Genomic DNA, 14,768 nt, shown 5'->3' with positions numbered 1-14,768 from the left:
CGTCGGCGCCGCCGCCGTCGAGCTGGGCAAGGCCATGGGCGCGCGCGTGGTCGCCGCCGCCTCGACCAACGACAAGGTGGAGTTCGCGTTGGAGCTGGGCGCGGACAACGGCCTGATCTACCCCTCCGGCCCGATGGACAAGGCGGCCCAGAAGGAGCTGTCGGGCGAGTTCAAGCTGTCGACCGGCCGCGACGGCGCCGATGTGGTGTTCGACGGGGTGGGCGGCGACTACGCCGAGCCGGCCCTGCGCGCGATGGACTGGAACGGCCGCTATCTGGTGGTGGGCTTCCCGGCGGGGATTCCGTCCCTGCCGCTGAACCTGACCCTGCTGAAGTCGGTGTCGGTGGTCGGCGTCTTCTGGGGCGCCGCCGTCGCCCGCGATCCCAAGGCCCACGCCGCCAACATGGCCGAGCTGATGCAGCTCTACGCCGAGGGCAAGATCAAGCCGCGCGTCAGCCGCACCTTCCCGCTGGAGCGCGCCCATGAGGCCATCCAGGCCCTCAGCGACCGCTCGGCCGTCGGCAAGATCGTGGTGAAGGTGGAGGATTGATCGGAGCATCCTTCTCCCCTTGTGGGAGAAGGTGGCAGGCGAAGCCTGACGGATGAGGGGTTGCGGGACCTCGGCCTCGCTGCCTTCATCCGATTTCGGAGAGACCCCTCATCCGAGCGCCTTCGGCGCCCACCTTCTCCCGCAAGGGGAGAAGGGTTTATTCCTCGTCCTCCCGCAGCCGCTTCAACGCCTGCGCCGCCTGATCGTGGTGGCGGGGCTTGAGGTGGGCGCCCAGGGTGGCCAGCACCGCGGCGATCACCGCGGCGTCGTCGGTGAAGCCGATGCCGGCGAAGATGTCGGGAATGGCGTCCACCGGCATGACGAAATAGGCCAGCGCCCCCAGGATCAGCCCCTTGGCCGCCAGCGGCGTCTTGGGATCCTGGGCGGCGTACCAGGCGGCCATGGCCTGTCCGGCGAAGGGGATGCGGGCGGCGGTGCGCCGCATCTTGGGCCAGAAGCCCTTGCGCACGCGCATCTCGTTCACCTTCTGCACGGCGGGAACCAGGGCCTTTTCAGGATTGATGGCGTCATCAGGCGACACCCCGTTGGTCTTTGCGGTCATGGCCGCTAAATCCTCGCACGAGCACTCGGTTCAATCGAATATAGGACGACTTTCATGAAACTCGACGCTTCGATCGCAGCAGTGGTGACGGGTGGGGCTTCGGGCCTCGGCGAAGGCACGGCGCGCGCCCTGGCGGCCAAGGGCGTCAAGGTCGCCCTGTTCGACCTGAACGAAGAGCGCGGCGAGGTCATCGCCCAGGAGATCGGCGGCGTCTTCTGCAAGGTGGACGTGACCTCGGACGACAGCGTCGCCGCCGGCTTCGCCAAGGCTCGCGCCGCCCACGGCCAGGAGCGCCTGACCGTCAACTGCGCCGGGATCGCCACCGGCCAGAAGACCGTCAGCCGCAAGAAGGACACCGGCGAGATCCGCGCCCACGACATGGCCCAGTTCGAGCGCACCGTCTCGATCAACCTGTTCGGCACCTTCCGCGTCCTGTCGCAGTCGGCGGCGGGCATGGTGACGCTGGAGCCGATGGACGACGGCGAGCGCGGCCTGATCATCAACACCGCCTCGGTGGCGGCCCAGGACGGCCAGATCGGCCAGGCGGCCTATTCGGCGTCCAAGGGCGGCGTCTACGCCATGACCCTGCCCGTCGCGCGCGACCTGATGAACGAGGGCGTGCGGGTCAACACCATCCTGCCGGGCATCATGTGGACGCCGATGATGGCGGGCATGGACCAGAAGGTGCAGGACGCTCTGGCCGCCATGATCCCCTTCCCCAAGCGTCTGGGCACGCCGGCCGACTACGCCGCCCTGGCCCTGCATCTGGCCGAGAACACCTACATCAACGGCGAGTGCATCCGTCTGGACGGGGCGATCCGTCTCGCGCCTCGCTAAGGCGAGGAGCGGCAAGGCCGCTAACGCTCGCCGCGCGGCGGCTCGCTGCTTGAGCGGGCAGGCGGCGGCGCTTTGAAGCGGCCTCCGAGGCGTCCGAGCGGGCGTTTTGGGGGCCGTTTTCGTGTGAAGTTTCAGGGCTATTCGAAAAAAATCGACGGATTGGACGAAAATCGAAAAAGGGGCTTGCGCGATCCGAAGTCGGTCCGCTATACGCCCCTTCCTCGACGGGGAGCAGCACATCGCTCCCAACGGAGTGCGGGCGTAGCTCAGGGGTAGAGCATCACCTTGCCAAGGTGAGGGTCGGGCGTTCGAATCGCCTCGCCCGCTCCAGTCGAAAGGGAAAACGGGGTCCGGCCGCAAGGTCGGGCCCCGTTTCCTTTTGCGCCCTGTCCATCGCCGCACATGAAAAAGGCCCGACGATCGCGTCGGGCCTTTTCACGTTCTGCCCCCCTGGCCCTACAGCCCCAGCGCGGCGCGGATGTCGCGCCAGTCGACGTATTTGAAGTTCTGGGTTCCGGTGTCGTTGACGTCGTCCTGGATGACCACCAGGCCCTCGGGGAAGGGGCCGACCGCGCCGCCCAGGGCGGCCAGGCCGTCGGTGCCCGTCACCCCGTCGACCGTCCCGTCCACAACCACGAACCGGCCCTTGAACTGCGGTTCTGCGCCGTCGATGCGCCAGACAGGGAAGGTCGAGTCGCCCTGGCTGGAGGCGATCAGATAGCGCGCGGCGCCGTCCGTCAGCGTGGTCAGTCCCTCGGCGTCGGCGACCAGCAGCCCCGGCGCGACCGGCTGGACCAGGCTGCGCGTCCCGCCCGAGGCCGGGTCGAGGCCGTAGCGCCACAGGCCGACGTTCTCCTCGGCGATATAGAGGGCGTCGGTCGCCGGATCGGCGGCGCAGCCTTCGGAGATGGAGCCGATCTCGGCGCGGCGGACCAACTGTGCGGCGGGGCGGCCGTCGGTCCCGGCGGCGACGATGAACTGACGCAGTTCGCCTTCATGGCCGACCAGGACGGCGTGCACCTCTTCGCCGCGCCGGGCGAAGCAGAAGCCGTAGGGCTCGACCACGTCGGTGGCGATGGAGCCCCAGTAGCGCACCTTGTTGTCGCCGGTCCCGGCCGGGTCGAACAGATAGAGGGCGACGCCGGTGCGGCCCGGCGTGCGGTCGCTGGCTCCGATCAGCAGTTGCGGGCGGCCGTCGAGGCTCAGGCCCTCGACCACGTCGACGTTGTTCAGCAGCCCCTCGGGCATGAACTGCAGAATGGCCCCGTCGAAGCCGTAGACGTAGAGGCCCGCCTTCTTGTCGGTGCCGACGACGAAGCCGGGGGTCTGGACGTCGCCGATGGTCACGGGGGTCTTGGAAGCCCAGACGGCGGGATCGTCGGCCGCGTCGTCGCCGACGGTGCCGACCGAGGGCGTCTCAAGCACGGCGCGCACGGGCGCGCCCTGGCCGACGAAGCCGCCGCCCTCGCCCTGATAGTCCGTCTCATGCCCGGCGCAGGCGGCCAGCAGCAGGGCGGGGGCCAGAAGGCCGGCGAGCGAACGCAGGGGCAGGGAGGCGGGCATGAGCGGAGCTTTCCGTCCGAATGAGGAATGCCCGCCCGAAACACGCGCGCGAAAGGACGGTCAACGGCGCCGCCACGACGGTTCGGCGATGGTTCGACAACGGATGGTCCGGGTCGGGACGAACTGTCGTCATCCCGTGTTCCGGTCGCAGATTCCTTTTCGTGAAACCGTCGCGGCCGCGTCGTCGCGGCGCATTAGCCATCCCGCCGGAACCGGGCCGCCAGAAGCGGTGCCGGCCTTCGGGGATATGGACATGAAGCTCGGACTTCTTCTCAGCGCGGCGAGCCTGCCGCTGGTTTTCGCTGTCGCCGCCCAAGCTGCTGACGCCAGGGCTGTCGACGTCGCGGTTGACGCCGCTCCGGCCGTCGCGGCCGCCCGGCGGGCGACGGCCTGATCGGTCGCGTCGTCAACGCCGACGGCTCGCCCCTGCCGGGCGCCGAGATCATCGACCGCGCCAGCGGCCGCCGCGCCGTCAGCAACAGCCAGGGCGAGTTCAACCTGGGCGGCGTCTCCGGCCAGATCACGCTGGAGGCCCGCTACATCGGCCTGCCGACCGCGACCCAGACGGTCGCCGCCGCGTCGGGCCGCCTGACCTCGGTCACCGTCATGATGGGCTCGGGCGACGCGGTCGCCGTGGCCGACGTCATCGTCAACGGCGTCATCACCGAGGGCGTGGCCCGCTCGCTGAACCAGCAGAAGAACGCCGACGGCACCATCAACGTCCTGTCGGCCGACGCCATCGGCCGCTACCCCGACCCGAACGTGGCGGAATCCCTGCAGCGCGTGCCGGGCATCGCCATCCAGCGCGACCAGGGCGAAGGCCGTTACATCAACGTGCGCGGCGCGCCGTCGGCCTTCACCGCCGTGTCGGTGGACGGGGTGACGGTTCCGGCCGTCGATCCGGGCACGCGCGCGGTCGACCTGGACACCCTGCCCAGCGACATCGTCTCCAACATCGAGATCTCCAAGACCCTGCTGCCGAGCCAGGACGCCGACTCCATCGCCGGCGCGGTCAACATCAAGACCCGCTCGCCCTTCGATCAGCGCCGCCTGGCCGTCAGCGGCTATGCCGGCGGCAGCTACAACGACTACGGCGGCGAGGACATCCGCGCGGGCGCCACGGCGTCGAACGTCTTCGGCGCGGACCAGACCTTCGGCGGCCTGCTGTCCTACTCCTACTCCAAGACCAACCGCCGCCCCGACAACGTCGAGTCCGGCTGGACCAAGATGAAGACGCCGGAAGGCGGCGAGGTGTTCGCCCTCGAGGAAAGCCTGTTCAAGGATTACGACACCGAGCGCACGCGCCAGTCGATCAACGGCTCGCTGGAGTTCCGACCGTCGGACGCCTATCGCGCCTGGGTGCGCGGCTCGTTCGCCCAGTTCGAGGACGACGAATACCGCAACCAGCTGCTGCTGACCTATGACGAAGGAAAGCTTCAGGCCGGCGCCACCGACCGCAAGGCGACCTTCAATGACGTGACGGTCGAGCGCCAGCTGCGTCACCGCACCCAGAAGAACGAAATCCTGACCCTGACGACCGGCGCCGAGCGCATCTTCGGCAACGGCGCTGTGTGGGACGCGAACATCTCGTGGGCCAGCAGCGAGCAGACCTATCCGAACCGCAACGAGCTGCTGTTCCGGTCGCGGGCCAAGCCGTCGGTCACCTATGACTTCACCGGCGATCACTACCAGCCGACCTATTCGGTCTTCACGACCGGCGAACACATGGATGCGGCGCAATACCGCTTCCGCGAGAACGCCTTCCGTTCCAGCACGACCGAGCAGGACGAACTGACCTTCCAGACCAATTTCGAGTTGCCTTCGGTCATCGGCGGCCGCGAGATCACCTGGAAATTCGGCGGCAAATACCGCACCCGCGACATCTCGGCCGACGAGGACCGCTTCCGCAGCCGTGATGCCGCCCATGCGCCGTCGCAGTCCTACGCCGACCTGCTGACGGGCTCGGACTCGCGCAACTACGACTATCTGTTGGGCAAGAAGTTCAACAACGGCCTGGTGGACGACTACTTCGGCCAGATGCGCCCGCTGTCGCCGATCCGTCCGGCGGATTCCATCGCGGCGGACTATACGGCCAAGGAAGACATTCTGTCGGCCTACGCCCAGGGCCGCCTGAACATCGGCGCGACCAACATCATCTTCGGCCTGCGCGTCGAGAACACCAAGTTCGAGGGCGAGGCCGCCAGCTTGATCGATAACGACGGCACCAAGCCCTATGACATGGCGCGGGTCGATCGCGACGACACCGAGTTCTTCCCCAACCTGACGGTCCGCCACAGCTTCTCGGACAATCTGATCGGCCGCTTCGCCCTGACGCGCTCGATCTCGCGCCCCGAGTTCAATCAGATCGTCCCGCGTCGTATCGAAGAGACCGACGGCACGGACATCTCGTATGAGATCGGCAACCCGGACCTGCAGCCGACGCTGTCGAACAACGTCGACTTCGGGCTGGAATACTACTTCGCCTCGCTGGGCGTGGTGTCGGCCAACGCCTTCTACAAAGACCTGACCGACTACCGTTACATCCTCAAGTACGAGGACAAGGTGACGATCGACGGGACCGAATTCGACGCCGAGTTCGAGACCCCCATCAACGCCCCGAACGGCCACCTGATGGGCCTGGAGCTGAACTGGCAGCAGAAGTTCAGCTTCCTGCCCGGCTGGGCCTCGGGCTTCGGCGTCTTCGCCAACTACACCTGGACCGACGCCGAGATCGAAACGGCCCAGGCCTATGGCGGCCGCAACAAGTTCTCGCTGCCGGGCCAGTCGGAGAACAACTACAATCTGGCTCTCTTCTACGAGATGGCCGGCTTTAGCGCCCGCCTCAGCTACACCAAGCGCAGCGACTATCTGGAAGAGATCAACGCCGACGACCCCGACTTCGACCTGTTCGTCGAAGGCCGTGAGCAGTTGGACTTCACCGCCTCCTACGACTTCGGCAACGGGGTCGAGGTGTTCGGCGAGGCCAAGAACCTGACCGACTCGGCGGGCGTCCGCTACTACGGCTCGCGCGAGCGGACCTATGAGTACGAGAAGTTCGGCTACAACGTCTTCATGGGCGTGCGCTTCAAATATTGATCGGTCCATAGCGGCTGAAAACGGAAGGCCGGGCGGCGACGCCCGGCCTTTTGCTTTCGTCGGCCCCTCCTTTAGTCTTTCTCGGCATGGTCCCCGACGCGATCCGGGCCTATATGGACCGTGGCGGTTGACCCCGCCGGGGTCGGCGCTAGTGTCCGCGCCGCTCTCTTCCCCAGCGCCTGAACGATCAGAGGACCATATGGCCGACGCCGCTTCCCAGACCTACGACGTGGTGATCATCGGGGGCGGGCCGGGCGGCTACAACGCCGCCATCCGCGCCGGACAACTGGGGCTGAAGACCGCCCTGATCGAAAAGCGCGCGACCCTGGGCGGCACCTGCCTGAACGTCGGCTGCATGCCGTCGAAGGCCCTGCTGCACGCCTCGGAACTGTATGAGGCCGCCAACATCGAATTCGCCGGCATCGGCATCGAGGTGAAGCCCAAGCTGAACCTGGCCCAGATGCACAAGGCCAAGGACGACAGCGTCGAGGCCCTGACCAAGGGCATCGAATTCCTGATGAAGAAGAACAAGGTCGACGTGGTGAAGGGCTTCGGCCGCATCGTCGGCCAGGGCAAGGTCGAGGTCGAAGCCGAGGGCGGCGCCAAGACCACGCTCGAGACCAAGAACATCGTCATCGCCACCGGCTCGGAGCCGACCCCGCTGCCGGGCGTCGCCTTCGAGGACGGCAAGGTCATCGACTCGACCGGCGCCCTGTTCCTGCCCAAGGTTCCCAAGCATCTGATCGTCATCGGCGCGGGCGTCATCGGCCTCGAGCTCGGCTCGGTCTGGCGTCGTCTGGGCGCCCAGGTCACGGTCGTGGAGTTCCTCGACAAGGTCGGGGCGGGCATGGACGGCGAAGTCGCCACCGCCTTCCAGCGCGGCCTGACCAAGCAGGGCATGACCTTCCGCATGGGCACCAAGGTCACCGGCGCCAAGACGTCCAAGGACGGCGTGGAGCTGACCCTCGAACCCGCCAAGGGAGGCGAGGCGGAAACCCTGAAGGGCGACGTGGTGCTGGTCGCCATCGGCCGCCGTCCCTACACCGAAGGCCTGGGGCTGGAGACGGTCGGCGTCACGCCGGACGCGCGCGGCTTCATCGCCAACGACCACTTCAAGACCTCGGCGCCGGGCGTCTGGGTCATCGGCGACGTGACGCACGGCCCGATGCTGGCCCACAAGGCCGAGGAAGACGCCGTGGCCGTGATCGAACTGATCGCGGGCAAGCCGGGCCACGTCGACTACGACCTGGTGCCGTCGGTCATCTACACCGGCCCGGAAGTGGCCTGGGTCGGCAAGACCGAAGAGGCGCTGAAGGCCGCGGGCGTCAACTACAAGAAGGGCAAATTCCCCTTCGCCGCCAACAGCCGCGCCAAGATCAACCACGAGACCGAGGGCTTCGTGAAGGTCCTGGCCGACGCCGCGACCGACAAGGTTCTGGGCGTCCACATCTATGGCCCGCAGGCGGGCGAGCTGATCGGCGAGGCCTGCATGACCATGGCCTTCGGCGGCGCCTCGGAAGACGTGGCCCGCACCTGCCACCCGCACCCGACCCGCTCGGAAGCCTTCCGTCAGGCCGCCATGGGCGTCGAAGGCTGGACGATGCAGGCGTAAGCCTCACCGGCTTCAGACCGCGATCTGAACGGCGCGCTCCGCACGGGGCGCGCCGTTTTTCGTTGCCGAAACTTAACTTGCTGGCCTCGGCGGGCGTCTTCAGTTTCACCGCGAAACGGCGGGAGCGAGGGTGAAGCGATGCGTTTGGCGATTGGAATGGCGGCGGCGGCCTGGGCGGTGATCGGTTCTGTCGCCTCGGCGCAGGACTATCGACCCACGTTTCACCCTGACCAGTTGAAAGGCCCTCCGGCAGGCGCGTTCAATGAGGTTCTGGTGCTGGGCTCGCCGCACCTTTCCGCCCTGCCGGACAGCTTCCGGCCCGAGCTGTTGGAGCCCTTGCTTGATCGGTTGGCGACTTGGCGACCGACGGCGATTGCGGTCGAGAACCTTTCGGGTCTGCAGTGCGATGCTATGAAACGCCAGCCGACACGCTATGCCTCGACGATTAGAAGTTATTGCTATGATCCGGCCAAGGCCGGTGAAGCCGCTGCATTGGATGTTCCGGGCGCCAATGTCGAAGTCGAGCGCGTTCTGGCGGACTGGCCGGAGACGCCTTCGTCAACACAGAGGCGACAGCTCGCCCTACTTTTTCTGGCCGCCGGAGAAGCGCCGTCCGCCGTGGTCCAGTGGCTGCGCCTGCCTGAAAGCGAGCGGTTGGCCCAGGACGGGCTGACGGAGGAGTTGGTTGCCGAACTGAACCGTCGGATGACGCGTCGCAATGAGACCGAGCTGATCGCCGCGGCTCTGGCGGCGCGTCTGGGCCTGGAGAGGTTGTGGGCCGTTGATGACCACACGGCTTCTTCCGACATTCGACCGGACGAGCAGGAGGGCTATCGCCAGGCCATCATGGGATCTTGGGACAACCCGAATTCAAAGGCGCGAAAGGAAGCCTCAGCGGCGTTGGGCGCTGGTCTGGAGCGTCCAGGCGGCTTGTTGGCGATGTATCGGGCCTACAATGATCCGGTTGAAGCCGTAGCGGCCTATCGCTCCGACTTCGGCGCGACCCATGTGGAGCCGTCGCCCGAGGCGTTCGGGCGACGCTACCTGGGCTATTGGGAGACCCGCAACCTGCGCATGGTCGCCAACATCCGCGACGTGCTGGGGCGCTATCCGGGCACGCGGATGCTGACCATCGTCGGCGCCTCGCACAAAGGCTACTACGAGGCCTATCTGAACCAGATGCACGACGTGCGGCTGGTCAGTTCCGACGCGGTTCTGCGTTAGCGGCCCATTCTGCGGCCAGCACGGCGTAGATGAATTCGTCGCCCCAGACGCCGTTGAAACGGTCGTTCTGGATCAGGTGCGCCTCACGCCGGAAGCGCAGCCGCTCGACCAGGCCGATGGAGCCCTGGTTGTCCGTGTCGAGGCGGGCGTAGAGGCGATGCAGGCCGAGGCTGGAGAAGCAGACCCCGACCAGGGCGCGCACCGCCTCGGCGGCGTAGCCCTGGCTGGCGAAGGCCGGGTTGAAGATGTAGCCGATCTCGGCCTGCAGGGCCGCCTTGCTGGCCAGCCTAAGGAAAAGCTCGCCCAGCAGGGCTCCATCCGCGCGTCGCGTCACCGCCAGCCGCGCGACGTCGCCGTCCTCGGTGAAGGCGTTCGCCGTTTGCAGGGTTTTGCGCGCCTCTTCGGCGCTCGGCGGCGCGGCGTAGAGGTAGCGATAGACCTCGGGCAGGGCGTGGTAGGCGTAATAGGCGTCAAAATCGTCCGGGCGGAAGGCGCGCAGCGACAGGCGTTCGGTTTCGATGGGCAGGGCGGGAAGCGACATGGCGGCCTTGTCTGGACGAGAGGGCCACGTACATGTGGAGCCTTGGGTGTTTCGCAACAGGAGCCTCGCATGGATCTTCAACTCACCGGCAAGCGCGCCCTGGTCTGCGGCGGCTCCAGCGGCCTGGGGCGGGCGGTGGCGACGGCGCTTGTGGCCGAGGGCGCGCACGTGGCCCTGCTGTCGCGCGATGCGGCCAGGCTTCAGGCCGTGGCCGACGAACTGAACGCCATGGGGCCGGGCAAGGCGGTCATCGCCCCGGCCGATCTGGCCGATCACGAGGCCCTGCTGAAGGCGGTGGACGTCGCTGAGGCCGGGCTGGGCGGGCCGATCCAGATCCTGTTGAACAACACGGGCGGACCGCCGCCGTCGGGCGTGGCGGGGCTGGACCCGGCGCTGTGGCGCGAGCAGTTCGAGGCCATGGTGCTGTCGGTCTTCCGCCTGACCGACCGGGTCATGCCGGGGATGCGGGCCATGGGCTGGGGGCGGGTGCTGAACGTCGCCTCGACCAGCGTGATCGAGCCGATCGGGACGCTGGGCGTGTCCAACACCCTGCGCGCCTCGGTGGCGGCCTGGGCCAAGACCCTGGCGGGCGAGGTGGCGGCCAATGGGGTGACGGTCAACACCCTTCTGCCCGGCCGGATCGACACCCCGCGCATCGAGCGGCTGGACGCCGCCCGCGCCGCAGCGACTGGCGTCGAACCCGCCGAGGCCCGTGCGGAATCGGTCAAGTCCATCCCCGCCGGACGCATCGGCGCGACCGAGGAGTTCGGCGCCGTCGCCGCCTTTCTGGCCAGTCCGCTGGCGGGCTATGTCACCGGCTCGCTGATCCGCGTCGATGGCGGAGCGGTCAAGTCGATCTGATGGCCTTAGGACCGAGGCGCGGCCTGCGGCGTCGGACGACGGGCCAGGCCGCCGAGGGCGATGCGGCCCCGGCCATAGTCCAGCGTCACCTGGCTGAACCGGGTCAGGACGTCGGCGCCCAGCAACAGGGCGGGGCGGTCGATCAGGTTCAGGATGCGAAAGGCGTGCAGATCGCCGAACAACAGAGGCGTCGGCCCCAGATCGCGCCGCGCCAGGCGCAGATCAGCCAGTTCGCCGGACCGCACCAGCAAGGACTGGCCGATCACGCCATAGACGCGCACCAAGGGACGCTCGACCCGGCCCAGGCGCGAATCCAGCGCCCGCATCAGCGCGCGGTTGCCGATCGAATATTGGGCGCCGCTGTCGATGAAGGCGACGGCCGGGACGCCGTCGGCGGCGACCTGGGTCAGGATCAACTGGCTGAAACGCCCCGAGCGGACATCGGTGATGTCCAGACCCACGCGGCTGGCGCGTCCGCCGAAGGACAGGCCGCGCCGCACGACGTCGGCGCCCGAGGCCGCGATCATGACCCGGCGTCGCCGCAGGTCCAGGGTCAGCCGGAAGCGCGACAGCACGTCCAGCCCCAGAAGACCGTCGGCCCCCAGCAGACCATAGGGAAAGACCGGCAGGACCAGGTCGGCGAACCGTCGCTCGGAAAAGGCCAGATGGGGCAGGCGCACGGTCGGCGTCATCTGGGCGGTGGTGATGCCGTGCACCAGGACGGGCGGGCCGGGCGGAAGGTCCAGCGCCTGCGCCAGCCGGTCGGAGATCGCGCTGCGCTCTGCGCCCGTGTCGATGACGAACAGCGCCTTGCGCCCGTCCAGATCGACCTCGACCCCGATGCGGGTCAGCAGGTTCGCCAGCAGGCGCGCCTCGGCGTCGGGCGAAGCGGGAGGCGTCTGGCCCGCCGCATCCTGCGCCCAGGCCGGGGCGGCCAGAACAAGCCCGGTCTGGGCCAGCAGGCTCAGGGCCATGCGACGGCTGGGGGCGAGGCGATCGGTCTCAGAAACGAGAATCGGCCTGTGCACGCGCGTGAACTCCCGTTCCGCGATCCCCAGGCCGGAATTCTGGCGCCTTTTCGAGGTGCTGAAAAGTCCGTTTGCGGAGGGTCAGCCGCGCGGATGGGCCTGGGCGTAGGCGGCCAGCAGGCGGGCGGCGTCGACCTGGGTGTATTTCTGCGTCGTCGACAGGCTGGCGTGGCCCAGCAGTTCCTGGATCGAGCGCAGGTCGGCGCCGGCGCCCAACAGGTGGGTGGCGAAGCTGTGGCGCAGGGCGTGGGGCGTGGCCGAGGCGGGCAGGCCGAGGCGCCCGCGCAGCCGCTGCACCGTCGCCTGCACATGGCGGGCGCTTAAGGGACCGCCGCGCCGTGCCCGGAACAGGGCCTGATCCGCGTCGATGACGAAGGGCTGCAGCGCCAGATAGGCCTGCGTCGCCTCGCGCACCTCGGGCAGGACGGGGACCATGCGCGTCTTGTCGCCCTTGCCGGTGATGCGCAAGGATTCGGGCAGTGGGGCGTCCGACCGCTTCAGCGACAGGGCCTCCGAAATCCGCAGGCCGCAGCCGTAGAGCAGGGTCAGGACGGCGCGGTCGCGTGCGGCCTCCCACGGCTCCATGTCGGGATCGGCCTCGGGTTCGTGCAGCAGGCCCTTCGCCTGATCCTCGCTGACCGGGCGGGGCAGGGACGGCTTGACCTTGGGCCCGCGCACCAGGGCCAGCTGCGGCGTCGCTACGCCGAGGCGCCGGTCGAGAAAGGCGTGAAAGCCCCGGATGGCGGCCAGGGTCTGGCTGAGCGAGCGGGCGTTGAGCGGGCGATCCCCGCTGCGGCGCTCGGCCAGATGGGCGCGCGCTTCGGCCGCCGTGACGGACCCCAGGTCGGCCGCGCTTTGGGGGCCGCCGCGATGGCGCTCCAGAAAGGCCAGATACAGCCGGCCGATGTGGCCATAGGCCTCCAGCGTGCGCGGCGACAGGCGGCGCTCATGGGCCAGATGCTCCAGCCAGGCGGCCAGAGCGTCCTGCGAAGTCATGGAGGGGGCGCTCAGGCGTCCAGCGGCCATCGCTCGGCCATGCGTTCGACCACGCGGGCGACGAAGGCCACCAGTTCGCAGCCCATGGCGGGGGTGAAGCCGTCTTCCTCGCCCGAGCCGAAGGCGCACAGGGCGGCGCGGGGCGCGGCGGCGCCCGGCAGGCGCAGGTTCATCCGCACCAGGGCGACCGAGGCGACCTCGCCCTCGGCCGGGCCGAACAGGCTGAGGCCGGTGAAGTTGGGGCCGAGCCAGTGCAGGCCGTCCTCGCCCAGCAGGGCGTCGACGCGGCCCGGCTCCAGCGCCTTCCAGCCGAAGGGGACGGCGCCCGGCTTCTCGATCGCCACGGCGGCGCCGGCCAGGCCGAAACGCCCCTGCGTCACGGCGTCGAGGCAGCGCGCCAGTTCGGCGTGAGACCGGGCCTCCATCAGGTCCAGGGCGGCGACGTGGGTCTGGGTCTGGGCGGCGAAGTTGGCGCGGGCGATCTCTTCGATCAGCTTGCGCGCGCCCGCCTCGCGCTGGGCGACGGCCTCCAGCCGCGCCAGGGCGGCGCGACCGAAGTCGACGACGTTGCGCCCGGTGGCGGCCAGGCCCAGCTCTTCCAGCAGGGCGCGATCATCCAGCAGGTGTTCGGCGTGATCGCCCAGCCAGGCGCGCACCTGCGGCCAATGCAAGCCCGCCGCCGGGTTGGTGGAGAGGTCCAGGGAAGTGCTCAAACGGACCTCTCGTCGGGTCAGAAACTATAGAATCGGCGTCACAGGATGGATTGGCCGGTCTTGCCCCAGTCCGCCAGGAAGGCATCCAACCCCTTGTCGGTTAACGGGTGCTTTACCAAGGCCTTGAAAACGTCGGCCGGAATGGTCGAGGCGTCGGCGCCGGCCAGGGCGGCGGCGGTCACATGGTCCGCATTGCGCACCGAGGCGGCCAGGATTTCCGTGCTGAAGTCGTGGATGTCGTACAGGGTGCGGATGTCCTCCAGCAGGCCCACGCCGTCGGCGCCGACATCGTCCAGACGGCCGACGAAGGGCGAGATGAAGGTCGCGCCCGCCTTGGCCGCCAGCATGGCCTGGGCCGCCGAGAAGCACAGGGTCACGTTGGTCTTGATCCCCTTGTCGGCGAAGGCGCGGGTGGCGCGCAGGCCGTCCCAGGTCAGCGGCAGCTTGACCACGACATTGGGGGCGATGGAGGCCAGCTTGTCGCCTTCCTTGACCATGGTCTCGAAATCGGTGGCCACGGCCTCGGCCGAGATCGGCCCCTCGACCAGGGCGCAGATTTCGGCGATGACCTCGGCGATGTTGCGACCCGACTTGGCGATCAGGCTAGGATTGGTGGTGACGCCGTCCACCATCCCGGTGGGCAGCAAGTCCTTGATGACGGCGACGTCGGCGGTGTCGAGAAAGAGTTTCATGGGACCAGTTTTAGCGCCGAGTTGTGACGGAAGCGACCGTCTTTCGCGGACAGGGAAGTTTCAGACTCCGTGATCGAAAAAATAGAGTCCAATTCGTCTGAATCGTCTGAAATCGCCCCGTCAGGCGTGGCGGAAGGCGGCGATCGTGGCAGGGCGCGACGTCGGTATCGGACGTCGGTGGTGCGGGCGTGCGAGGGCGCGCTGTGAAGGTCGCCTCCGTCCTCATTCCCCTGCCGGTGCCGGAAGCCTTCGACTATGCGGTTCCCGAGGCGCTGTCGGTCGTGCGCGGCGATCAGGTCGCCGTGCCGCTGGGACCGCGCCTGATCCGGGGCGTGGTGGCCGAGGTGTTCGAGACGACCGGCTCCAATCGGCGTCTCAAGGCGGTCGAGCAGGTGCTGGACGATCCGCGCCTGCCGGAACGGACGCTGGACTTCGTCGAATGGGCGGCGCGCTGGACCCTCAGCCCGCCCGGCGAGATGGCGGCGACGGCGCT

15 protein-coding genes, 1 tRNA gene and 1 pseudogene are annotated in these 14,768 nt (G+C 68.4%); 10 read left to right on the top strand and 7 right to left on the bottom strand.

Annotated features, from left to right (window positions below):
* Positions 1-550 (top strand): zinc-binding dehydrogenase (locus tag BDIM_RS14410; RefSeq protein ID WP_040346323.1); only part of this gene is annotated, 550 nt, incomplete at its 5' end.
* A gap of 157 nt (positions 551-707) precedes the next feature.
* Here BDIM_RS14410 and BDIM_RS14405 read toward each other — a convergent pair.
* The gene (locus BDIM_RS14405; protein ID WP_003166321.1) at positions 708-1,112 is read right to left on the bottom strand and encodes a YkvA family protein; all 405 of its coding nucleotides are present in this window, start codon (positions 1,110-1,112) and stop codon (positions 708-710) included.
* Between the two features lie 54 nt (positions 1,113-1,166).
* On the opposite strand from BDIM_RS14405, the gene BDIM_RS14400 reads away from it, so the two are divergent.
* Positions 1,167-1,949, top strand: coding sequence for an SDR family oxidoreductase (locus tag BDIM_RS14400; protein WP_003166320.1), 783 nt, complete (start codon positions 1,167-1,169; stop codon positions 1,947-1,949).
* A gap of 255 nt (positions 1,950-2,204) precedes the next feature.
* Positions 2,205-2,279, top strand: a tRNA-Gly gene (locus BDIM_RS14395).
* Positions 2,280-2,405: 126 nt separating this feature from the next.
* On the opposite strand, the gene BDIM_RS14390 is transcribed toward BDIM_RS14395, so the two are convergent.
* Positions 2,406-3,512: a phytase gene (locus BDIM_RS14390; RefSeq protein WP_003166319.1), complete on the bottom strand. Its 1,107-nt coding sequence runs from the start codon at positions 3,510-3,512 to the stop codon at positions 2,406-2,408.
* On the opposite strand from BDIM_RS14390, the gene BDIM_RS18510 reads away from it, so the two are divergent.
* The 5 genes and pseudogenes from BDIM_RS18510 (at position 3,511) to BDIM_RS14375 (ending at position 9,444) form a co-directional block, all read left to right on the top strand.
* Positions 3,511-3,906, top strand: coding sequence for a hypothetical protein (locus BDIM_RS18510; RefSeq protein WP_248601223.1), 396 nt, complete (start codon positions 3,511-3,513; stop codon positions 3,904-3,906). The two genes, BDIM_RS14390 and BDIM_RS18510, sit on opposite strands and share 2 nt — an antisense overlap.
* A pseudogene (locus tag BDIM_RS18505) lies at positions 3,903-4,064 on the top strand (carboxypeptidase-like regulatory domain-containing protein); the annotation flags it as partial. The gene BDIM_RS18510 and the pseudogene BDIM_RS18505, both read left to right, overlap by 4 nt.
* Positions 4,065-4,118: 54 nt before the next feature.
* Positions 4,119-6,608, top strand: coding sequence for a TonB-dependent receptor (locus BDIM_RS14385; RefSeq protein WP_003166317.1), 2,490 nt, complete (start codon positions 4,119-4,121; stop codon positions 6,606-6,608).
* A 199-nt stretch (positions 6,609-6,807) separates the two neighbouring features.
* Positions 6,808-8,220: a dihydrolipoyl dehydrogenase gene (lpdA, locus tag BDIM_RS14380; protein ID WP_003166316.1), complete on the top strand. Its 1,413-nt coding sequence runs from the start codon at positions 6,808-6,810 to the stop codon at positions 8,218-8,220.
* A 138-nt stretch (positions 8,221-8,358) separates the two neighbouring features.
* On the top strand, positions 8,359-9,444 hold the full coding sequence (locus BDIM_RS14375; RefSeq protein ID WP_003166315.1) for a DUF5694 domain-containing protein: 1,086 nt from the start codon (positions 8,359-8,361) through the stop codon (positions 9,442-9,444).
* Here the strand turns inward: BDIM_RS14375 and BDIM_RS14370 are convergent.
* Positions 9,419-9,985, bottom strand: coding sequence for a GNAT family N-acetyltransferase (locus tag BDIM_RS14370; protein ID WP_003166314.1), 567 nt, complete (start codon positions 9,983-9,985; stop codon positions 9,419-9,421). The genes BDIM_RS14375 and BDIM_RS14370 overlap by 26 nt on opposite strands.
* 69 nt (positions 9,986-10,054) lie before the next feature.
* Between BDIM_RS14370 and BDIM_RS14365 the strand changes: the two genes are divergently transcribed.
* Entirely contained in the window at positions 10,055-10,846 is a 792-nt protein-coding gene (locus BDIM_RS14365; RefSeq protein ID WP_003166313.1) for an SDR family oxidoreductase, read from the top strand.
* 5 nt (positions 10,847-10,851) lie between these two features.
* Here BDIM_RS14365 and BDIM_RS14360 read toward each other — a convergent pair whose 3' ends face one another.
* The 4 genes from BDIM_RS14360 to fsa form a co-directional block, all read right to left on the bottom strand.
* Positions 10,852-11,874, bottom strand: a complete 1,023-nt coding sequence (locus BDIM_RS14360; protein WP_143276783.1) for a pepsin/retropepsin-like aspartic protease family protein — start codon at positions 11,872-11,874, stop codon at positions 10,852-10,854.
* 81 nt (positions 11,875-11,955) lie between these two features.
* A complete protein-coding gene (locus tag BDIM_RS14355) occupies positions 11,956-12,870 on the bottom strand; it encodes a tyrosine recombinase XerC (protein ID WP_003166311.1) in 915 nt (304 codons plus the stop codon).
* A gap of 11 nt (positions 12,871-12,881) precedes the next feature.
* Positions 12,882-13,583 carry a DUF484 family protein gene (locus BDIM_RS14350; RefSeq protein WP_081461915.1) on the bottom strand — a complete coding sequence of 234 codons (702 nt, stop codon included), beginning with the start codon at positions 13,581-13,583 and terminating at the stop codon, positions 12,882-12,884.
* 38 nt (positions 13,584-13,621) lie between these two features.
* Entirely contained in the window at positions 13,622-14,275 is a 654-nt protein-coding gene (fsa, locus tag BDIM_RS14345) for a fructose-6-phosphate aldolase (RefSeq protein WP_003166309.1), read from the bottom strand.
* A 203-nt stretch (positions 14,276-14,478) separates the two neighbouring features.
* On the opposite strand from fsa, the gene BDIM_RS14340 reads away from it, so the two are divergent.
* Positions 14,479-14,768: primosomal protein N' family DNA-binding protein (locus BDIM_RS14340; RefSeq protein ID WP_040346321.1), on the top strand; the 290-nt coding region annotated here is incomplete at its 3' end.

The organism is Brevundimonas diminuta ATCC 11568, from assembly GCF_000204035.1.
Classification (GTDB): Bacteria; Pseudomonadota; Alphaproteobacteria; order Caulobacterales; family Caulobacteraceae; genus Brevundimonas; species Brevundimonas diminuta.
Note: the sequence above shows the minus strand (reverse complement) of the source record. Positions and strands in the feature narration are given on the sequence as shown.